Annotated in this window: 18 protein-coding genes; 4 read left to right on the top strand and 14 right to left on the bottom strand. The window is 68.3% G+C overall.

The window, feature by feature from the left end:
• Window positions 1-3: 3 nt before the first annotated feature.
• The gene (gene rlmD, locus LG380_RS01515; RefSeq protein WP_225763279.1) at window positions 4-1,341 is read right to left on the bottom strand and encodes a 23S rRNA (uracil(1939)-C(5))-methyltransferase RlmD; all 1,338 of its coding nucleotides are present in this window, start codon (window positions 1,339-1,341) and stop codon (window positions 4-6) included.
• 116 nt (window positions 1,342-1,457) lie between these two features.
• Here rlmD and LG380_RS01510 point away from each other — a divergent pair, with 116 nt between their 5' ends.
• Complete coding sequence (locus LG380_RS01510; protein ID WP_225763278.1) at window positions 1,458-2,186, top strand: response regulator; 729 nt, start codon at window positions 1,458-1,460, stop codon at window positions 2,184-2,186.
• A gap of 1 nt (window position 2,187) precedes the next feature.
• Here LG380_RS01510 and recO read toward each other — a convergent pair whose 3' ends face one another.
• The 9 genes from recO to rpoE all read right to left on the bottom strand — a co-directional run bounded on the left by recO (window position 2,188) and on the right by rpoE (window position 10,902).
• The gene (recO, locus tag LG380_RS01505) at window positions 2,188-2,934 is read right to left on the bottom strand and encodes a DNA repair protein RecO (protein WP_225763277.1); all 747 of its coding nucleotides are present in this window, start codon (window positions 2,932-2,934) and stop codon (window positions 2,188-2,190) included.
• 27 nt (window positions 2,935-2,961) lie between these two features.
• Complete coding sequence (era, locus tag LG380_RS01500; RefSeq protein WP_225763276.1) at window positions 2,962-3,864, bottom strand: GTPase Era; 903 nt, start codon at window positions 3,862-3,864, stop codon at window positions 2,962-2,964.
• Complete coding sequence (rnc, locus tag LG380_RS01495; RefSeq protein WP_225763275.1) at window positions 3,861-4,541, bottom strand: ribonuclease III; 681 nt, start codon at window positions 4,539-4,541, stop codon at window positions 3,861-3,863. The genes era and rnc overlap by 4 nt, the downstream gene beginning before the upstream one ends.
• Window positions 4,531-4,911: a DUF4845 domain-containing protein gene (locus tag LG380_RS01490; RefSeq protein WP_225763274.1), complete on the bottom strand. Its 381-nt coding sequence runs from the start codon at window positions 4,909-4,911 to the stop codon at window positions 4,531-4,533. Before LG380_RS01490 ends, rnc begins: the two co-directional genes overlap by 11 nt.
• Window positions 4,912-4,938: 27 nt before the next feature.
• Complete coding sequence (gene lepB / locus LG380_RS01485; protein ID WP_225763273.1) at window positions 4,939-5,739, bottom strand: signal peptidase I; 801 nt, start codon at window positions 5,737-5,739, stop codon at window positions 4,939-4,941.
• Window positions 5,740-5,816: 77 nt separating this feature from the next.
• Entirely contained in the window at window positions 5,817-7,610 is a 1,794-nt protein-coding gene (gene lepA, locus LG380_RS01480) for a translation elongation factor 4 (RefSeq protein ID WP_225763272.1), read from the bottom strand.
• A gap of 172 nt (window positions 7,611-7,782) precedes the next feature.
• On the bottom strand, window positions 7,783-9,297 hold the full coding sequence (locus tag LG380_RS01475) for a DegQ family serine endoprotease (RefSeq protein ID WP_225763271.1): 1,515 nt from the start codon (window positions 9,295-9,297) through the stop codon (window positions 7,783-7,785).
• Between the two features lie 82 nt (window positions 9,298-9,379).
• On the bottom strand, window positions 9,380-10,285 hold the full coding sequence (locus LG380_RS01470) for a sigma-E factor negative regulatory protein (protein ID WP_225763270.1): 906 nt from the start codon (window positions 10,283-10,285) through the stop codon (window positions 9,380-9,382).
• Window positions 10,282-10,902, bottom strand: a complete 621-nt coding sequence (gene rpoE / locus LG380_RS01465) for an RNA polymerase sigma factor RpoE (RefSeq protein ID WP_225763269.1) — start codon at window positions 10,900-10,902, stop codon at window positions 10,282-10,284. Before rpoE ends, LG380_RS01470 begins: the two co-directional genes overlap by 4 nt.
• Window positions 10,903-11,137: 235 nt before the next feature.
• Here rpoE and LG380_RS01460 point away from each other — a divergent pair, with 235 nt between their 5' ends.
• Window positions 11,138-13,201 (top strand): 3-hydroxyacyl-CoA dehydrogenase NAD-binding domain-containing protein, encoded by a 2,064-nt coding sequence (locus LG380_RS01460; protein ID WP_225763268.1) that lies wholly within the window; start codon window positions 11,138-11,140, stop codon window positions 13,199-13,201.
• A gap of 69 nt (window positions 13,202-13,270) precedes the next feature.
• Here LG380_RS01460 and LG380_RS01455 read toward each other — a convergent pair whose 3' ends face one another.
• On the bottom strand, window positions 13,271-14,236 hold the full coding sequence (locus tag LG380_RS01455; RefSeq protein ID WP_225763267.1) for a cation diffusion facilitator family transporter: 966 nt from the start codon (window positions 14,234-14,236) through the stop codon (window positions 13,271-13,273).
• A 132-nt stretch (window positions 14,237-14,368) separates the two neighbouring features.
• Here LG380_RS01455 and LG380_RS01450 point away from each other — a divergent pair, with 132 nt between their 5' ends.
• The gene (locus LG380_RS01450) at window positions 14,369-15,796 is read left to right on the top strand and encodes a GGDEF domain-containing protein (RefSeq protein WP_225763266.1); all 1,428 of its coding nucleotides are present in this window, start codon (window positions 14,369-14,371) and stop codon (window positions 15,794-15,796) included.
• 4 nt (window positions 15,797-15,800) lie between these two features.
• Here the strand turns inward: LG380_RS01450 and LG380_RS01445 are convergent, their stop codons facing one another.
• Complete coding sequence (locus LG380_RS01445; protein ID WP_225763265.1) at window positions 15,801-16,586, bottom strand: helix-turn-helix domain-containing protein; 786 nt, start codon at window positions 16,584-16,586, stop codon at window positions 15,801-15,803.
• Window positions 16,587-16,868: 282 nt separating this feature from the next.
• On the opposite strand from LG380_RS01445, the gene mutS reads away from it, so the two are divergent.
• Window positions 16,869-19,424 carry a DNA mismatch repair protein MutS gene (mutS, locus tag LG380_RS01440; protein ID WP_225766404.1) on the top strand — a complete coding sequence of 852 codons (2,556 nt, stop codon included), beginning with the start codon at window positions 16,869-16,871 and terminating at the stop codon, window positions 19,422-19,424.
• Window positions 19,425-19,525: 101 nt separating this feature from the next.
• On the opposite strand, the gene LG380_RS01435 is transcribed toward mutS, so the two are convergent.
• Complete coding sequence (locus tag LG380_RS01435; RefSeq protein WP_225763264.1) at window positions 19,526-20,164, bottom strand: glutathione S-transferase family protein; 639 nt, start codon at window positions 20,162-20,164, stop codon at window positions 19,526-19,528.
• An 87-nt stretch (window positions 20,165-20,251) separates the two neighbouring features.
• Window positions 20,252-20,944: a YafY family protein gene (locus LG380_RS01430; RefSeq protein WP_225766402.1), complete on the bottom strand. Its 693-nt coding sequence runs from the start codon at window positions 20,942-20,944 to the stop codon at window positions 20,252-20,254.
• Window positions 20,945-21,022: the final 78 nt, after the last annotated feature.

Raw genomic sequence — 21,022 nt, 5'->3', positions numbered from 1 at the left:
GGCTTACTTCTTCTCGAAGACGGCGATGCTTTCCACGTGCGCGGTGTGCGGGAACATGTCCATCGCGCCGGCCGAGACCAGGCGGAAGCCCTGCTCGTTGACCAGGTAACCCGCATCACGGGCCAGCGAACCCGGATGGCAGCTGACATAGACGATGCGGTTGAACTGCTTGAGCGGCAACTGCTGCAGCACTTCGATCGCGCCCGAACGCGGCGGATCCAGCAGCAGCTTGTCGAAGCCCTGGCGCATCCACGGCGTGGCGCGCTGGTCCTGGGTCAGGTCGGCAGCGAAGAACTGCGCGTTGTCCAGGCCGTTGCGCTGCGCATTCTCGCGCGCACGTGCCACCAGCCCGGCCTCGCCTTCCACGCCCAACACCTCGCGCACGGTGCGCGCCAGCGGCAGGGTGAAGTTGCCCAGCCCGCAGAACAGGTCGAGCACGCGCTCGTCCGGGCCGGCGCCGAGCAGCTCCAGCGCGTGGGCAATCATCTTCTCGTTGAGCTTGGCGTTGACCTGGATGAAGTCCAGCGGACGGAACGCCAGTTCCACGTCCCACTGCGGGAGGCGGAACGACAGCGCCACGCCTTCGGCCGGCCACAGCGCATGTACTGACTCCAGACCGCCGGGCTGCAGGTAGATCGCAAAGCCATGCTGCTGGCCGAAGTCGATCCAGGCCTGGCGGTCGGCATCGCTGAGCGGCTGCAGGTGGCGCACGGTCAGCGCAATCGCGCTGTCGCCGCCGATGAACTCGATCTGCGGGATGTCGCGCTTGCCTTCCAGCGATTCAATGAAAGCCGACAGCGCGGCGACCTTGGTACCGATCTCCGGGATCACGGTCAGGCACAGCGACAGGTCGGCGACGAAGCGCGGATCCAGCTCGCGGAAGCCGACCAGGGTCTTGTCCTTCTTCTCGACCCGGCGCACCGAGAAACGGCCCTTGCGGCGGTAGCCCCAGCTGTCGCCGACCAGGGGCGGCAGCACCGTTTCCGGCTTGACGTGGCCGATGCGCTCGAGGTTGTCCATCAGCACGCGCTGCTTGGCCACGATCTGCTGCGACTCCTCCAGGTGCTGCAGCACGCAGCCGGCGCACACCCCGAAATGCGGACAGCGCGGCTGCACGCGCTGCGGCGAGGCCTGCAGCACTTCCACCGTGCGCGCCTCGTCGAAGTGGCGGCTCTTGCCGGTCTGCTCGGCCATCACCACCTCGCCCGGCAGCGCGCCGGTGACGAAGGTGACCTTGCCGCCCTCGCCGTCGCGGCGGGCGACGCCGCGGCCATCGTGGCTGAGGTCGAGGATTTCGGTCTGGAAGGGGGTCTTGTCGAGGCGGGAGCGGGATCGGGCCACTTGGCTACAGGCTGCGGGCAAAAAATGGCCGGCTATTGTCGCAGAAAGCGCACCGGAGCTTGGCTCGCCCGGTTGCAGCGGCGCCCGGCGTGGTTGAAGATGCCCGGACAGCTGACATGGAGGCAGCCCTCATGATTCCCGGACAGGATCCCTTGCCCCGCCTGCTGCTGGTGGAGGACGACCCGATCAGCCAGCGCTTCCTGCTGGCGACCCTGGAGTCGCTGCCGGCCAACGTGGATGCGGTGGCCTCGGTAGCCGAAGCCATGCGGCTGGCCGCGGAAACCCGCTACGACCTGTGGCTGGTGGATGCCTACCTGCCCGACGGCAGCGGCGGCGACCTGCTGCGGCAGCTACGCCGGCGCTGGCCGTGCGTCCCGGCCCTGGCCCACACCGCCGACGGTACCGCGGGAATGCGCGAATCCCTGCGCCGGGCCGGGTTTGGCGAAACCCTGGTCAAGCCGATGACCGCCGACGCCCTGCTCAAGGCGGTGCGCCGGGCGCTGGCCCGTGGCGCCGACGACCATCCGCCGCCGGCCGGGCAGCCGCCGCTGGGCGACTGGGACGAAACCGCCGCGCTGGCGGCACTGAACGGCCAGCGCACCCACCTGGTGGCACTGCGCGAACTGTTCCTGGCCGAACTGCCGGTGACCCACGAAGCCGTGGTCGCGGCGCTGCAGCGCCAGGACGAGGCCGCGCTGCGGGGCCAGCTGCATCGCCTGCAGGCCAGCTGTGGTTTTGTCGGGGCGGCCCGCCTGGGCCGTGCGGTGCGCGAGCTGCACCACCATCCGGGATCGATGCAGGCACGCAACCAGTTCAGCGAGGCGGTCGCCGCGCTGCTGCACTAACTCAATCCTGCGCGCGGTCCGGCCGCTGCCGGCGCCGCGCCAGGTCATCGAGCATTTCCCAGGATTTCAGGCCGCGCCCGCCCAGATGGTGGGCCAGTACCGCACGCATGACCGGACGCAGGCTGGCCAGGTCGGCAGTGCCGGGCTGGCGGTCCTCGCCCAGCGCCAGCAGCGCGGCACCGGTGGCCATGTCACGGCGGTGCTGGCCGGCGCGTTCGCTGAGCACGCGGCGCGGCCCTTCCAGTGGATCAAGCTGGTAGCGCGCCGCCGGATCGATCGGCTGGCCGTCAGCCGCGTGCGCCAGGTCAAAGCCAAAGCCCAGTGCCTCCAGCAGGTCGCGCTCGAAGCGGCGCAGGCTCCAGGCCAGCGGCTCACTGGCCGAAAGGCGCTGGCGCACCCGGGCGTAGGCGTCATACAGCTCGGGCAGCGGGTCCTGGCGCGGGGCCAACCGCAGCAGCAGTTCGTTTATGTAGAAGCCGGCGAGCATGCTGTCGCCGGCCAGGCGCGGTGCGGCATCCATCGCCTCGGCACCGCGCAGTTGGGCGAGTTCGCCGCGTTGCACCGCACTGAAGCGGATCGCCTGCAAGGGCTGCAGGGCCGCGCGCAGCGGCTGCTTGCGCGGGCCGTGCACGCCGCGGGCGAGCAGGCCGAGGCGGCCGTGGTTCTCGCTCAGCACCTCGACCAGCAGGCTGGTTTCGCGCCAGGCCCGGGCGTGCAGCACGTAGGCCGGCTCGTCCTCGATGCGCATGGATCAGGCGCGCCGGGCCCTGGTGAATCAGTTCTCGCCGTAGCCGAAGGCCTTCAGTGCGGCCTCGTCGTCGGACCAGCCCTCGCGCACGCGCACCCAGGTCTCCAGAAAGACCTTGGCACCGAACAGGCGTTCCATCTGCAGGCGCGACTTGGCGCCGATTTCCTTCAGGCGCGCCCCGGCCTTGCCGATCACGATTGCCTTCTGGCCTTCGCGCTCGACCCAGATCACCGCACCGATGCGCAGCAGGTTGCCGTCCTCGGCAAAGCGCTCGATCTCCACGGTAGTGGCGTACGGCAGTTCCTCGCCAAGCTGGCGCATCAGCTGCTCACGCACCAGTTCGCCGGCCAGGAAGCGCTGGCTGCGGTCGGTGATCTCGTCCTCGCCGAACATCGGCGGCGCCTCGGGCACCAGCCTGAGCAGGTCCTTGACCAGCTGCTCCAGGCCATTGCGCTTGAGCGCGGAGATCGGGTGCACGGCGGCGAAGTCGCGCCCTTCAGTGACCTGCTGCAGGAACGGCAGCAGGGCACCCTTGTCCTTGAGCCGGTCGACCTTGTTGACCACCAGCACCACCGGGATGCCGGCATCACGCAGCACGTTGAAGGCCAGGGTGTCTTCCTCGTCCCAGCGACCGGCCTCGATCACCAGCAGCCCGGCATCGACGCCATCCAGGGAGCCCCGCGCGGCGCGGTTCATCACCCGGTTCATCGCCCGCTTCTGCTGGCGGTGCAGCCCGGGAGTATCGACCAGCACCAGCTGGCCTTCCGGGAAGGTGGCGATGCCCAGCAACCGGTGGCGCGTGGTCTGCGGCCGGTTGGAGACGATGCTGATCTTGGCGCCGACCAGGGCATTGGTCAGGGTGGACTTGCCGACGTTCGGACGGCCGATGACGGCAACGCTGCCGCAACGATGGGGGGTGGTCTCGTTCACTTTGAATCCAGTCGCTCGATGGCGGTGGCAGCCGCCTGTTGTTCGGCCAGTCGCCGCGAGGTGCCTTCGCCCTCGGTGGTCACGGCCGGGTCGGCCACGCTGCAGCGTACGCGGAAAAGCTTGGCATGGTCGTCGCCGGTTTCGGAGACCAGTTCATAAACGGGCAGGCCCTTCTGCCGCGCCTGCAGCCATTCCTGCAACCGGGTCTTGGGGTCCTTCTCCGGCTTGCCGGTGGCCGGCAGCGCCTGCAGCGAGGCTTCGAACCACGGCAGCACGACCGCGCGGCAGGCCTCGAAACCGGCATCCAGGTAGATCGCGGCCACGACCGCTTCCAGCGCATCGGCCAGGATCGAGTCGCGGCGATGGCCGCCGGACTTCATCTCGCCCGGCCCCATGGTCAGGCGCTCGCCCAGCTTCAGGGTGCGGGCGATGGTCGCCAGCGCCCCTTCGCACACCAGCGAGGCGCGAGCGCGGGTCAGTGCGCCCTCGTCGGCCTTGGGCCAGCGCTGGTACAGCGCCTGGGCCACCAGCATGTTGACGATGCTGTCGCCGAGGAACTCCAGCCGCTCGTTGTGCGGGGCACCGGCACTACGGTGCGTCAGGGCCTGTGCAAGCAGGCCCTGGTCACGGAAGGGATGGCCGATCAGGTCACCCCGTTGGAACGTCTTAGTCACCACCGCGTCGTTTCAGGTCCTGGGAGGTGTCGAACTTGCCCACCACGTCGAGATTGCCGATCAGCTCGCGCCGGACCTCGTAGGCCACCTTCATGCGCCAGCCGCCGTCGATGCGTTCGAACTTGACGTTCTCCGGCTTCACGTGATCGGAGTAATTGATGTCCATGCGGCGGAAGAACAGGTCCTGCACCTTGGACGGATCCATGTCGGCGCTGCCCGGTTCGTTGGCCAGCCCCTTCAGTGCCGTGCGCACCGAGTAGTACTCCTGGTACATCGGCAGCAGCTTCATGCCGACGTAGAGCGCGAACGCCACCACGATCAGCACTACCAGGAACGAGGTCAGCGTCATGCCACGTTGTTTGTTGCCCTTCATAGCGATATCCCCAGATACGCGTTGTCGTTACTTGATGCCCGATCCGATACGCGACGGATCGAAGCTCCCCTTGCAGAACCAGTCTTCGCAATTGAGCCAGATCAGGAACGCCTTGCCGCGCAGGTTCTGCTCCGGCAGGAAGTTGGTCTCGACCCAGAAGCGGCTGTCCTCGCTATTGTCGCGATTGTCGCCCATCACGAAATAGTGGCCTTCCGGCACCAGCCAGTCACCCTGTCCGGCCGGGTTGGCGCGGTCCACCCACTCCAGCACGGTGTGGGCACGGCCCGGCAACTCCTCGGTGAGCAGGGTCGAGCCGGTCATGTCGCGGCCGCGACCCTTGCCCTCGTACTTGCCAATGAGCTCGTAACGCAGCGGCTCGTCGTTGATGTAGAGCGTGTCGCCGTGGAAGCCGATGCGGTCACCCGGCAACCCGACCACGCGCTTGATCCAGTTCTGGTCCGGGGCATGCGGCGGCTTGAACACCACCACGTCGCCGCGCTTGGGCTCGCCGACCGGGATGAACTTGGTGTTGGTGATCGGCAGGCGGAAGCCGTAGGAGAACTTGTTGACCAGGATGAAGTCGCCGATCAGCAGGTTCGGCATCATCGAGCTGGACGGGATCTTGTACGGCTCGGCCACGAAGCTGCGCAGCACCAGTACCACGGCCAGCACCGGGAAGAACGCGCGCGAGTAGTCCACCAGCACCGGCTCGGAATCCAGCAGGCCGGCATGCTCGGCGCGGCGCCTGGCCAGCACCAGCTTGTCCAGCAGCACCACCAGGCCCGAGCCCAGGGTCAGCACCACCAGTGCGATTTCAAACCATTTCATTCGTCATCCTTTGCCACGGGTACCAGGCCGCCGGATGGAGGCAGGACGCCGGCACCGGTGCCCTGCCCGCCCGGGACTTACTTGTTGTCCATCTGCAGCACGGCGAGGAAGGCTTCCTGCGGGATCTCCACGCGGCCCACCTGCTTCATGCGCTTCTTGCCTTCCTTCTGCTTCTCCAACAGCTTCTTCTTGCGCGAAACGTCGCCACCATAGCACTTGGCCAGCACGTTCTTGCGCATCGCCTTGACCGTGGTGCGGGCGATGATCTGCGAGCCGATCGCGGCCTGGATGGCCACGTCGAACATCTGCCGCGGGATCAGGTCCTTCATCTTCTCGCACAGCTCGCGGCCACGGCGGTCGGCATGACTGCGGTGGGCAATCAGCGACAGCGCATCGACCTTGTCGCCGTTGATCAGCACATCCACGCGCACGAACGGGCCCGGCTCGAAGCGCACGAAGTGGTAGTCCAGCGAGGCATAACCACGCGACACCGACTTGAGCTTGTCGAAGAAGTCCAGCACCACCTCGGCCATCGGCAGCTCGTAGCTGATCTGCACCTGGCTGGCCATGTAGGTGATGCCGATCTGCACGCCGCGCTTTTCCTCGCACAGCTTGATGATGTTGCCGATGTATTCCTCGGGAGTGAGGATGTTGGCGCGGATGATCGGCTCGCGGATCTCCTGGACGTTGCTCACCGGCGGCAGCTTGGCCGGGTTGTCCATGTTGATGATCTCGCCGTCGCTGCGCAGCACCTCGTAGACCACGGTCGGCGCGGTGCTGATCAGGTCCAGGTCGTACTCGCGCTCCAGGCGCTCCTGGACGATCTCCATGTGCAGCATGCCCAGGAAGCCGCAGCGGAAGCCGAAGCCCATCGCCTCGGAGCTTTCCGGCTCGAAGCGCAGGGCCGCATCGTTCAGGCGCAGCTTTTCAAGCGCCTCGCGCAGGTCCGGGTAGTCCTCGGCGTCGACCGGGAACAGGCCGGCGAACACGCGCGGCTGCATTTCCTGGAAGCCCGGCAGGGCTTCCGGGGCCGGGTCGGCCAGCAGGGTCAGGGTGTCACCGACCGGGGCGCCATGGACGTCCTTGATCGAGGCGGTGATCCAGCCCACCTCGCCGGCGCGCAGGACCTTGGTCTCCTTGCGCTTGGGGGTGAAGATGCCGACCTTGTCGACCTGGTGCCAGCGCCCGGTGGACATGACCAGGATCTTGTCGCCCGGCTTGATCTCGCCCTGCATCACGCGCACCAGCGAGACCACGCCCAGGTAGTTGTCGAACCACGAGTCGATGATCAGCGCCTGCAGCTTGTTGCTGCCACGGTCCACCGGCGGCGGGATGCGGTGGACGATCGCCTCCAGCACCTCCTCCATGTTCAGGCCGGTCTTGGCCGAGACCGCCACCGCGTCGGTGGCGTCGATGCCGATCACCGCCTCGATCTCGGCCTTGGCGCGGTCGATGTCGGCGGTCGGCAGGTCGATCTTGTTGAGGATCGGCACCACCTCCAGGCCCTGCTCCACCGCGGTGTAGCAGTTGGCCACCGACTGCGCCTCCACGCCCTGGGCAGCATCGACCACCAGCAGCGCGCCCTCGCAGGCGGCCAGCGAGCGGCTGACTTCATAGGAGAAGTCGACGTGGCCGGGGGTGTCGATGAAGTTCAGGAAGTAGGTTTCGCCATTGCGTGCGGTGTAGGTCACCGACACCGACGCCGACTTGATGGTGATGCCGCGCTCGCGCTCGATCGGATTGGAGTCCAGCACCTGGGCTTCCATCTCGCGGGCCTGCAGGCCGCCGCACATCTGGATGATCCGGTCAGCCAGGGTGGACTTGCCGTGGTCGACGTGGGCGATGATGGAGAAGTTGCGGATGTACCGCATTGAATCGTGTGACATAGGTGGCGGCGGCGGCACTGCGTCGTCAGGGTAACGGCAAATTATCGCACGCCCGGGGCAGTGGCGCGGAACGCCCGGCCGGCCTGGCTCCCAGAATGAACGGCCGACAGGAGCACGAGGCTCGCTGCCGGCCGCGGAGAGGTGCCGGCAGAACCGGTCAGTCGCCCAGCTTCACGGTCACGAAGGCATTGGAGCTGCCCGAGCGGACCAGCAGCATCACCACGTCACCCTTGCGGTAGCCGCCCAGCTGGCGGTTCAGCTCGGCCACCGTACCGACCGGGTTGCGGCCGACCTGCAGGATCACCATGCCCGGAGCCAGGCGCGCCTCGCGTGCAGCGGCGCCGTTGACCTTGGTCACGCGAACGCCCTCGCCGGCACCCAGGCCGGCCTGGCGACGCTCGGCTGCGGTCAGCTCGGCCACTTCCAGGCCCAGCAGGGCGTTGGCGCCGGTCTCCGGCCTGGCTGGCGCACCCTCCAGCGACGGGGCGGCGCTGCGCTGCGCATCCTCGGCCAGTTCGGTCAGGGTCACGGTGATCTCGCGCTGCCTGCCATCACGCAGGATCCCCAGCTTGACCCTGCTGCCCGGCGGCAGCGCGCCAATCAGGGGCGGCAGGTCGCTGGAGCTGTTGATCTCGTTGCCGTTGACCGAACGGATCACATCACCCATTTCCACGCCGGCCTTCGCCGCGGCGCCATCCTCGACCAGCTGGTTGACCAGCGCGCCACGCGAATCGGGCAGCTTGAGCGACTCGGCCTCCAGCGCGGTGACCTGCTGCACCACCACGCCAAGCTGGCCGCGGCTGACCTTGCCGGTCTTCTTGATCTGCTCGACCGCGCCCATCGCCAGGTCGATCGGGATCGCGAAGCTGATGCCCATGTAGCCGCCGGAGGCGGAGAAGATCTGCGAGTTGATGCCGACCACCTGGCCGCGGGTATCCAGCAGCGGGCCGCCCGAGTTGCCCTGGTTGATCGCCACGTCGGTCTGGATGAAGGGCACGTAGCGCTGTTCCTGGCCGCCGGTGCTGCGGCCGACCGCGCTGACGATGCCGGCGGTCACCGAGTGTTCCAGGCCGAACGGCGAGCCGATCGCCACCACCCACTGGCCCGGCCGCAGCGTGTTGGAGTCACCCACGCGCACGGTCGGCAGGCCCTTGGCATCGACCTTGAGCAGGGCCACGTCGTACTGGGCATCGCTGCCGACAACCTTGGCGGTGTATTCGCGGCGGTCGCTGAGGCGGACCTTGACCTCGCTGGCACCGTCGATCACATGGTGGTTGGTCAGCACGTAGCCGTCGGCCGAAATGATGAAGCCCGAGCCCATGCCGCGGCCGCGGATGCTGGGGCCACCGTCCTCGCCCTGCCCCGGCATCGGGAAATCCGGGCCGAAGAAGCGGCGGAAGAACTCCGGCATCTGGTCCATGTCCGGGCCGGAGCGGCGCACCTGGCGGTTGCGCACGATGGTGGTCTCGATGTTGACCACGCCCGGGCGCACCTGCTCGACCAGCTGGGTGAAGTCCGGCAGGCCACTGACCAGCGGCTGGGCCGGGGCCACGGTGCGCGCTGCCGGCGCCGGGTCGTTGGCGGCGGTGGGCGTGCTGTCCTGGGCACAGGCGACCAGGGGCAAGGTCATGGCCAGCAGGGCCAGCGCCTTGGTGTGGATGCTATGGGTCATCGGACGCGAACCTCCGGTTGGTCAGGAAACAAAGGGAGCGGGCCCGCGGACGGGCCGCGCGCAAGCGTGGGGGGCAGCGGGGTCACTCCCCCCGTGCCGTCCCGTGGGAAGGGGTGTCGGCCGGCAGCCGGGGCTCGAACGGATAGAACGTCGGCGAACCGGGCTCCTGCGCGGACAGGGTAGCGTTGAACGTGCCCTGCGGCAGGCCACTTGCCACCGTCGAACGCGGCCACGGACGGGCAGGCAACGGTGCCTGCAGGCTGGCAAAGGGATTGTCCTGCGCCACCGGCAGGGCCGTGGCCGGGGCCGCCACTGCTGCCACCGCGGGGATGGCCTCGGCCTGGCGGAGGCTGGCAGCGCGTGCAACCTGCTGGTTGCGGGTGGCACTGCCGCGGCGGCTGGCTTCCGGGCGACGGGTGGCCGCGGCCACCGCAACCGCCGGGGCGGCACTGGCTACCAGTTCCGCGGCGCTGGGAGCGGGAGCCGGAGCCGGAACGGGCTCCGGCACCGGCACAGGCACGCTGGCGGCTGCCACCGGTGCAGGCACGTCGGCCACGGTGGCGACCATCGGCGCCGGCGCTTCGGCCGGCGATTGCGGCATCTGCCCGCGGCCCATGAACATCGCCAGCGCGGCCACCGACGCCGCGATCGCGGCACCGCCGCTCCAGCGCATCCAGCCAGAAACGGCACGGCTCTGACGCGGGGTGGCAGCCGGTACCGGCTCGGCCGCAACGGCCAGGCGCACGCGGGCGCTGAAATCCACCGGCGCCGGCGCGCAGGCCTGGCCGCGCATCACGTCACCGATCATGTGCCAGCGTTCATGGCAGCCGCCCAGCTGCGCGTCGTGCTCGAGCCGGCGCAGCATGAAGCGGGCCTCGTCGGCCGACAGCTCGCCGTCGACCAACGCAGACAGCTGTTGCCGGTGGTGGGTATCGAACTTGTCCGAAGACAAACCGTTGGAATCGTTGGGGATCATGGTCCTGCTCATATGCGGCTTCGTTCGCGGGTGGCGCTGTCGGTGTCCAGCAGCGGACGCAGTTCTGCATCGATGGCCTCGCGGGCACGAAAGATCCGCGAGCGCACGGTGCCGATCGGGCACCCCATCTTCTGTGCGATTTCGTCGTAGCTCAGGCCCTCCACCTCGCGCAGGGTGATGGCCGAACGCAGCTCCTCCGGCAGCGCGTTGACCGCCTTCATCACCGTGTTCTCCAGCTCCTGGCGCATCAGCTCGCGCTCGGGGGTGTCGGTATCGCGCAGGCGCGCCCCGCCGTCGAACTGCTCGGCATCGCCGATGTCCACGTCATCGGTCGGGGGCCGGCGGTTGTGCGCCATCAGGTAGTTCTTGGCCGTGTTCACTGCGATTCTGTGCAACCAGGTATAGAACTGGGCGTCGCCACGGAAATTCCCGATCGCGCGGTAGGCGCGCACGAAAGTGTCCTGGGCCACGTCCTGACATTCACTCCAGTCGGCGATGTAGCGCCCGATGAGGGCGACGATGCGGTGCTGGTACTTGCGTACCAGCACGTCGAACGCCGCGCTCTCGCCGCGCTGCACGCGCCGGACCAGCTCCAGATCAAGCTCCTGCGGTGTATCAACCTCGGCCATAGCGGGCCGCCACTCCTGTCAGCCCAACCGACGTCGGGCAATGAGACCGCCAATCCCGGGAAAAGTTCAGCACCCCGTCACGGCGGCACCGCACCAGCTTTTAACCGTCGTTCCGCTAGCCTCTACCAATAGGTGTGACCAAGCGGACGCCGTCACCCCACCATTGGGATTTGACGGCAGGGAAACAACCTCTCGATCATAGCGACCTTCTCCATACACAACCGGATGGAACCCCATGCTCTCAGGCTTTGATGGGCTGCGTTTGAATCACTGGCAGGCCGAGATCCGCGAAGACGGCGTCGTCGTCCTCACCCTCGACCGCCTCAACAGCGCGGTCAATGCGATGTCCCAGGACGTGCTGCTGGAACTGGGCGACCTGGTCGAGCGCATGGGCATCGATCCGCCCAAGGGCGTGGTGGTGCGTTCGGGCAAGCCGGCGGGCTTCATCGCCGGCGCCGACCTGAAGGAATTCCAGGAGTTCGACCGCCAGGGCACGGTCAATGACGCGATCCGTCGTGGCCAGAACGTGTACCAGAAGCTGTCCGAGCTGCCCTGCCCGACCGTGGCCGCGATCCACGGCCACTGCCTGGGCGGCGGTGCCGAGCTGGCGCTGGCCTGCCGCTACCGGGTCGCGTCCAACGACAGCTCCACCCGCATCGGCCTGCCGGAAACCCAGCTGGGCATCTTCCCGGGCTGGGGTGGCAGCGCGCGCCTGCCGCAGCTGGTCGGCGCCCCGGCTGCGATGGACCTGATGCTGACCGGCCGCACCCTGTCGGCCTCGGCCGCACGCGGCATCGGCATGGTCGACAAGGTTGTCGCCCCGGCCGTGCTGGTGGACACCGCGGTGGCCCTGGCCCTGTCCGGCACGACCCGCCCGTTCAAGCAGCGCGCCACCGCGTGGGCGACCAACACCTGGCTGGCGCGCAAGATCCTTGCGCCGCAGATGGCCAAGCAGGTCGCGCGCAAGGCCAGGAAGGACCACTACCCGGCGCCGTACGCGCTGATCAACACATGGGCCAAGGCCGGTGGCAGCGGCATCCAGGCGCGCCTGGACGCCGAGCGCCGCGCCGTGGTCAAGCTGGCCGCCACCCCGACCGCGCGCAACCTCATCCGCATCTTCTTCCTGAGCGAGCGGATGAAGGGCCTGGGTGCCGGTGACCATGGCATCAGGCACGTGCACGTGGTCGGTGCCGGCGTGATGGGCGGCGACATCGCCGCGTTTTCTGCGCTGAAGGGCTTCAACGTGACCCTGCAGGACCGCGAGCAGCGTTTCATCGATCCGGCCATGGAACGCGCGCAGACGCTGTTCGCCAAGAAGGTCAAGGACGACAGCAAGCGCCCGGCCGTGGCGGCGCGACTGAAGGCCGACCTGGCCGGCGAAGGCGTGGCCGAGGCCGACCTGGTGATCGAAGCGATCATCGAAAACCCGCAGGCCAAGCGCGACCTGTACGCCACGCTCGAGCCGAGGATGAAGGCCGATGCGCTGCTGACCACCAATACCTCCTCGATCCCGCTGGTTGAGCTGCGCGACCACATCGCGCGTCCGGCCCAGTTCGCCGGCCTGCACTACTTCAACCCGGTGGCGCAGATGCCGCTGGTGGAGATCATCCGCCACGACGGCATGGCGCCGGAGACCGAGCGCCGCCTGGCCGCGTTCTGCAAGGCGCTGGGCAAGTTCCCGGTGCCGGTGGCGGGCACCCCCGGCTTCCTGGTCAACCGCGTGCTGTTCCCGTACATGCTCGAGGCGGCCAACTGCTATGCCGAAGGCATCCCGGGCCCGGTGATCGACAGGGCCGCGGTCAAGTTCGGCATGCCGATGGGCCCGATCGAACTGCTCGACACCGTTGGCCTGGATGTGGCTTCGGGCGTGGGCAGGGAGCTGGCGCCGTTCCTGGGCCTGCAGATCCCGGCGGCACTGGCCACCGTGGAGCCGAACAAGCGCGGCAAGAAGGACGGCCAGGGCATCTACAAGTGGGAGAACGGCAAGGCGGTCAAGCCGGAAGTGGCCAAGGACTACCAGGCTCCGGCCGATCTGGAAGACCGCCTGATCCTGCCGCTGCTCAACGAGGCGGTGGCCTGCCTGGCCGAAGGCGTGGTCAGCGATGCCGACCTGCTCGACGCCGGCGTGATCTTCGGCACCGGCTTTGCCCCGTTCCGCGGCGGCCCGATCCAGCACATCCGCGCCACCGGCGCCGACGCGCTGGTCGAGAAGCTGCGCACCCTGCAGGGCCGCTACGGCGATCGCTTCGCCCCGCGTCCCGGCTGGGACAACCCGGTCCTGCGCGAGCCGGTGGCCTGAGGCCAGCGGTAAAGGGCAAAAAGAAACGGAGCCAAAAGGCTCCGTTTTTCTTTTTTGCCACCGGAACAATCAGTGCCGGTGGCCGTGGTGATCGTGATCGTGATGATCGTGGTGGTGATCATGCCCATGGCCGTTGCCGGCACCCACGCCACAGGCTTCGTCGCCGCAGTGGTCAGCCTCCACCTGCAGGGTCACATGCTCGATGCCGAACCGCTCATGCAGCAGCTCGCCCAGCGAGCGGCGCAGGCGGTCGGGATCCTGCCCCTGTCCCATCACCACGTGTGCGGTCAGCGCCGGGGTACTGGAAGCCAGTGCCCACACATGCAGGTCATGCACGTCGACCACGCCAGGATGCCCGCGCAGAGCGGCATCCACCTGGCCCAGCTCGATGCCCTTGGGCACGCCTTCCAGCAGCACGTTCAGGGCCTCACGCAGCAGGATCCAGGTCCGCGGCAGCACCCACAGCCCGATCAGGATCGCCAGGATCGGATCGATCAGCTTCCAGCCGGTCCAGCGGATCAACAGCGCGCCGATGATCACCGCCACCGAGCCGAGCATATCGCTCCACACTTCCAGGTAGGCACCCTTGAGGTTGAGGCTCTCGCCGCTGCCGGCGGCCAGCAGGCGCATCGCCACCAGGTTGACCGCCAGGCCGAACACCGCCACCAGCAGCATGCCGACCGAAGCGATCTCCTGCGGCTGGCGGAACCGTCCGACCGCCTCCCACAGGATGTAGATTGCCACCAGGAACAGCAGCGCGCCGTTTGCGACGGCTCCCAGTGCCTCCAGCCGCACGTAGCCGTAGGTGCGGCGTGCATCGGCCGGACGCCGGCTCAGGCGTACAGCGACCAGCGCGATGGTCAGGCCCAGGGTGTCGGTGGCCATGTGCGCGGCGTCGGACAGCAGCGCGAGGCTGTTGGTGTAGAAGGCGCCGGCCACCTCGACCAGCAGGAACAGGCCGGTCAGGCCCAGTGCCCACCACAGCGGGCGTTCGTGACGGATCTGGGTGGGGACGTGGTTGTGGTCGTGGCTCATGGCGGCTCCGGGGGCTGGAGCAAGCGTAGGGAAGGCCGCCTGCGTAGACTATTACAGGCACCCGAAACCTCAGGTTTTCCCGGCGTGCGCCGATAATTCCCTGTTCGCCCCCACTCCAGAACGGTTGTCCAGATGTACTCCCACGAAAACAGCACCAGTGAGACCACCCGCCCGCTGGCGGAGGCATGGGTCGCGGTGCTGGAAGGCACCCCGCCCGCTGCCCGGGAGACGCTGGCTGCCCTGGCCGACCAGGGCCCGGCCGAAATGGCCTCGTACTTCTATGGCGCAATGCTCGATGACCCGCGCGCCAACCGTTTCCTGTCGCACGACCAGGTCCGCGGCCGGCTGAAGCCCGCCATGGAGCGTTGGGTCCACCAGTTGTTGCGGGCGACCCCGGATCAGGTCGAGCACCTGATCATTGTCCAGCGCGTCATCGGCGACGTGCATGCCCAGGTAGGCATCCCGGTGGATCTGGTAACCCGCGGCGCGCGCATCCTCAAGCAGCGCCTGTCCGAGCGCATCATCGAAGTGGCTCACGCCCCGGAAGTGGCGTACGCGGCCATGGCCTGCCTGAGCTCGTCGATCGACATCGCGCTGGAAGGCATGACCCTGGCCTACACCAGCTCCCGGGAACGCTCGGCACGCACCGACGCCGCCTATCGCCTGTTCTCGCTGATGCAGAACGTCAGCACCGAGCGCGAACGCCAGCGCGCGCTGCTGCTGGACTGGGAGAACAGCCTGCTGTACACGGTTGCGGCCCAGGCACCGCCGAACACCAGCATGCCGTTGTCACAGTCGGACTTCGGCCTGTGGTTCACCCACAAGGGCATTCCCAGCTTTGGCGAGAGCAGCGAGACCCGTGGCATCAGCCAGCTGATCGCGCAGATCGACGACGAACTGGGTACCGTCGCCGAAGCCAGCACCCCGGCGGAGCGCTTCGCGGTGCTGCAGCCGGTGCGCAGCCAGCTGGCGCAGGTGCGCAACCTGCTGGGCATGCTGTTCGAGCGCGTGGGCGAGCTGGATGCCGGACGTGACGCGCTGACCAGCCTGCTCAACCGCCGTTTCCTGCCGACCGTGCTGCGCCGGGAAATCGAGCTGGCCGCCAGGACGGGCGAAAGCTTCGCTGTGCTGCTGCTGGACCTGGACCATTTCAAATCAATCAACGACCACCATGGCCACGAGGGCGGCGACCGTGCCCTGCAGCACGTTGCGGCGATCCTGACCCAGTACTCGCGCGGTAGCGACTATCTGTTCCGCTACGGTGGCGAGGAGTTCGTGGTGGTGCTGGTGTCGGTCAACGAGTCGCAGGCGCTGATGATTGCCAGCGAACTGTGTTCGCGCATCGCCCAGTCGCCGATCGCCATGCCCGATGGCGAGGCGCTGCCGATCACCGCGAGCATCGGCCTGGCCCTGCATGACGGCCATCCGGATTACGAGCGCCTGATGGCCCGCGCCGACGGCGCGATGTACCAGGCCAAGAAGCAGGGCCGCAACCGCATCATCCTGGCCACGCCCGAGCTGCCAATCGCCCCGGGCCTGCGCGAGCTCGAGCGCCGCTGACCGGTCAGCCCCTGCCCGGCGGCACCGTGTCCGGCCGCGGCGCGGCGAGCTCGGCCAGGCGCTGCGGCTGCAGCAGTTCGATCTCGCGCTGGCGTACCGCGATCACCCCGTCATCGCACAGCCGGCGCAGCACCCGGCTGGCGGTTTCCGGCGCCATGCGCAGGTAGTTGGCGATGTCCGCACGGGCCATGGCCAGGTTGAAGTGGGTAGCCGAGAAGCCGCGCCTTGCGTAACGCGACGACAGGTCCAGCAGGAAGGCGGCCATCCGTTCCTCGGTGCTGTGGTTGGCCGCCAGCGAGGCGATCTTGCCGATCTCCGCGCTGAGCAGGCTGAACAGCCGCGCCTGCAGCCCGGGCGTGCGCGTGGCCAGCAGGCTCATCTTCGAGAACGAGAACCGGCACAGGTACACCGTATCCAGCGCCACCGCATTGCACGGATAGCGCGTGCCGTGGATGGCATTGAGGCCGATCACCTCGCCGGGCAGGCTGAAGCCGAGCACCTGCTCGTTGCCCTGGCTGTCATCGACGAAGGTCTTGACCATGCCCGCGCGCACCGCGGCAATCGCGTCGAAGGGATCGCCGGCGCGGAAGATGTAGTCGCCTGCGTGGTACGGGCCGACGTGGTCCACCAGCACGTGCAGGTCCGCCAGGCGGGTCTTGTCCATTCCTTCGGACATGCAGGCATCGGAGAACGCACAGGTGCTGCAGAAGCGCAGCGCATCGCCATCGTCGGCGGCCGCCGGGTTCGGCGTGAGCCGGGCATCGCGCTGTGGCTGGGAAGGGATGGACATTGATCCGGCTGGGACTGCGGGCACATGGGGATGATACCCCCCGCCCCCGCCGCCTCCGCGTGGTGACCGAGGCCGGCATGTGCCGTGACATGTCCGCCAGACCCTCTAAACTTCGGGGTGCAGCACGCGCCTTCCGTAGCGCCTGGCCGTCTCCCGTCCCACGGTGAGCGCCGGGCCATGCTCCTTTTCCGGGCGCGTCGCTATGTACGAGGATGACTTTTGCAGACCACTGATTCGACCAACGCGCGCCCGGCCAAGGGCGGCGCGGAGCACACCCCGCTGATGAAGCAGTTCTTCGCGGCCAAGTCCGAATATCCGGACCTGCTGCTGTTCTTCCGCATGGGTGACTTCTACGAGCTGTTCTACGACGACGCCCGCAAGGCGGCGCGGCTGCTCGACATCACCCTGACCCAGCGCGGCAGTTCCGGCGGTGCGCCGATCCCGATGGCCGGCGTGCCGGTGCATGCCTACGAAGGCTACCTGGCGCGGCTGGTGGCGCTGGGTGAGTCGGTGGCGATCTGCGAGCAGATCGGCGATCCGGCCGCGTCCAAGGGTCTGGTCGAACGCAAGGTGGTGCGCATCGTCACCCCCGGCACGGTGACCGACGAGGCGCTGCTGGACGAGCGCCGCGACACCCTGCTGATGGCCGTGGCCCGCACCCGCCAGGGTTACGGCCTGGCCTGGGCCGACCTGGCCGGCGGCCGCTTCCTGGTCAACGAGGTCGAGACCGACGACGCGCTGGAAGCCGAGCTGGCGCGACTGGAACCGGCCGAGCTGCTGGTGCCCGACGAGGAGGACTGGCCAGGTTTCCTGCGCCAGCGCAGCGGCGTGCGCCGTCGCGCGCCGTGGCTGTTCGATGCCGACAGCGGCCGTCGCCAGCTGCTGGCCTTCTTCAAGCTGCATGACCTGTCCGGCTTCGGCATCGACGACAAGCCGCGCGCCACCGCTGCCGCCGGCGCGCTGCTGGGTTACGTCGAGGAAACGCAGAAGCAGCGCCTGCCCCACCTGACTGCCATCGCCACCGAAACCGCCGGCGAGGCGATCGCGATGAACGCCGCCACGCGCCGCCACCTCGAGCTGGACACGCGCGTGGATGGCGACACCCGCAACACCCTGCTCGGGGTGCTCGATACCACGGTGACACCGATGGGCGGGCGCCTGCTGCGGCGCTGGCTGCACCGCCCGCTGCGCCTGCGCGAGGTGCTGATGCAGCGCCACCACGCGGTGGCCACGCTGGTTGACCGCGGCGCCGATGCCGAGCTGCGCGAATCCTTCCGTGCGCTGGGCGACATCGAACGCATCCTCACCCGCATCGCCCTGCGTTCGGCACGCCCGCGTGACTTCTCCACCCTGCGCGATGGCCTGGCAATGCTGCCTTCGGTCGCCGACGTGCTGGCTCCGCTGGATTCGCCGCGGCTGGCCGCGCTGCGCGGCGAACTGGGGTCGCACGAGGACAGCGCGCGCCTGCTGGCCAGCGCGGTCGCCGAGCAGCCGCCGCTGAAGCTGTCCGATGGCGGCGTGATCGCCGAAGGCTTCGACGCCGAGCTCGACGAACTGCGCCGCCTGTCCACGCACGCCGACCAGTTCCTGATCGACCTGGAAGCGCGCGAGCGAGAGGCTAGCGGCATCCCGACCCTGAAGGTCGGCTACAACCGCGTGCACGGCTACTACATCGAGATCAGCAAGGGTCAGGCCGACAAGGCGCCGGTGCACTACACCCGCCGCCAGACCCTGACCAATGCCGAGCGCTACATCACCGAGGAGCTCAAGGGCTTCGAGGACAAGGTGCTGTCCGCGCGCGAGCGTTCGCTGACCCGCGAGAAGCTGCTGTACGAGCAGCTGCTCGACAGCCTGGGCGCAGTGCTGGAACCGCTCAAGCGCTGCGCCGCCGCGCTCAGCGAACTGGATGTGCTGGCCGCCTTCGCCGAACGCGCGCAGGCGCTGGACTGGTCGCAGCCGGAGCTGGAAACCGCGCCGTGCCTGAAGATCGAACGCGGCCGCCACCCGGTGGTGGAAGCGGTGCGCGAGCAGCCGTTCGAGCCCAATGACCTGGACCTGCACCCGGACCGCCGCATGCTGGTCATCACCGGCCCGAACATGGGCGGCAAGTCCACCTACATGAGGCAGAACGCGCTGATCGTGCTGCTGGCCCACATCGGCAGTTTCGTGCCGGCCAGCCGCGCGGTGATCGGCCCGATCGACCGCATCCTCACCCGCATCGGCGCCGGCGACGACCTGGCCAAGGGCCAGTCCACCTTCATGGTGGAAATGGCCGAGACCAGCTACATCCTGCACCACGCCACCAGCCAGTCGCTGGTGCTGATGGACGAGATTGGCCGCGGCACCTCGACCTACGACGGCCTGGCACTGGCCGATGCGGTCGCGCGCCACCTCGCCTACCAGAACCGCTGCTACACGCTGTTTGCCACCCATTATTTCGAGCTGACCGCGCTGGCCGACGAGAGCTTCGAAGGCGGCCCCAGCGGCATCGCCAACGTGCATCTGGACGCGGTCGAGCACGGCGAATCGCTGGTGTTCATGCATGCGGTCAAGGACGGCCCGGCCAACCGCAGTTTCGGCCTGCAGGTAGCCGCACTGGCCGGCCTTCCGAAAACGACCGTGGCCCAGGCCCGGCGTCGCCTCGCCGAACTGGAGCAGCGCGGCGGCGACAGCCACGCTGCCTCGGTCGCACCGCAGGCGCTGGATGCACCGCAGCAGTTCGGCCTGTTCGCCCAGGCCAGCTCCGCCGCACAGGAAGCACTGGCGGCCATCGAGCCGGACGAGCTCACCCCCAAGCAGGCGCTCGAGGCGCTGTACCGGCTCAAGTCGCTGCTGTAACGCAGGCTGCGCGACGCACCCGGCAGCAGTCAGCTGCCGGGAATCGCTTATCGACTGCGCACTTCCGGCTGGCGAATGCGAGCGCGTTCGAGCCAGCCCGCTCAGGCGCTGGCGGCTTGCCCCGGTTGCCGAGCCTGCGCCAGCGCCTCGTCGCGCGCATTGGCCGCGAGCGCGGCCGGGCGCTGCGCATGGCGTTGGGCATATTCCACGAATGCCGGCCGCTTCTCGATCAGCCCAGTCATCATGTAGTAGCCGAGGAACGCGGCCATCAGCAGGTCGGCTGTAGTGAAATGCCCGCCTGCCAGGTACTGGCGTCCGGACACGGCCTGCTCCAGGGTTCGCAGCACGTCTTCCTCGGTGCCGTAGCCTGCCGACATCGCCGGAGCCAGCGCGCCGGCATGCCTGGCGGTCAGCAATGCCTCCACGGGACCGGCGAGGAAGAACAGCCAGCGGTAATACGCACCGCGCTCCGGGGAGCCGGGCGGTGGCGCCAGCTGCTTCTCCGGCACCAGTTCGGCCAGATAGGCACACACCGCGGCGTTCTCGGTCACCACCACGTCGCCATGGCGGATCGCCGGCACCTTGCCCATCGGATTGAGCTGGAGGTAGTCGGGCGACTTCATCGTGGTGCCGAAATCGAGGACCACCTCCTCGTACGGCAATCCGGTTTCCTCCAGCATCCAGCGGGTGATGCGGGCACGCGACTGCGGGTGTGTGTAGAAGGTCAGCGTCTTGCTCATGGTTGGCTCCGGTCACTGGAAGAGCGGCCAGTCTGCCCGGACGCTGCTGACATCCAGTGTCAGCAGCGTGCTGGTCAGGTCGGGCTGTTACTCGACATGCTGTCGTAGCCGCTGCTGCTGCCATCGCCGCAGCAACTGGTGGCGCTGGTCGGGATAGCACTCGCCGGTGTCTGCCAGCGAGAGCATCCTGTCGGCGCGGAAATGGCGGAAGTCACCGCGCTGCTCGCACCATGCGGCGAGCAGCCGCACCTGGTCGAGGAAGGCCATTGCGAACGGCCAGATCCGCCGCTCGCTTTCCCGGCCTTCGCCATCGCGATAGCGGATGTGCACCACGTGACCGTCGCGGATCGCGCGGCGCAGCACCGGCAGCCACGGCTCGGGCTGTATCCCGCCCCACAGCGGGGCGAACAGGCCGCTGGTTTCCACCTGCAGGCGCAATGCACCGGGCAGCACGCCAATGATGCGATCCAGTGCGTTCCCGGCCGCTGCGGCCAGTTCGGGATCACCATGCGACGCGACCCAGCGGGTGCCCAGCACCACCGCTTCCAGCTCCTCGGCTGAAAACATCATCGCCGGCATCAGGAAGCCGCCACGCAACAGGTAACCCACGCCGGGATCGCCGCCGATGTCGGCGCCCTGCCCGCGCAGGACGTCGATATCCCGGTACAGCGTGCGCAGGCTCACCCCCAGCTGTCCGGCCAGTTGCGCGCCGCGCACCGGCGTTCGCCGCCGTCGCAGTTCGTCCAGCAGGAGCAGCAGGCGGGTGGCGCGCTGGGACATCGGCATCACGGCTGGCTTGGACTGACGCAACAGCATAGGCATGCCGCAGGCGCTGCGACCATCGCAGGGAAGCCGGTG

The organism is Stenotrophomonas sp. Marseille-Q4652 (assembly GCF_916618915.1).
Taxonomy (GTDB): domain Bacteria; phylum Pseudomonadota; class Gammaproteobacteria; order Xanthomonadales; family Xanthomonadaceae; genus Stenotrophomonas.
The sequence above is the reverse complement of the archived record's forward strand: the minus strand, read 5'-3'. Positions and strand labels throughout refer to the sequence as shown.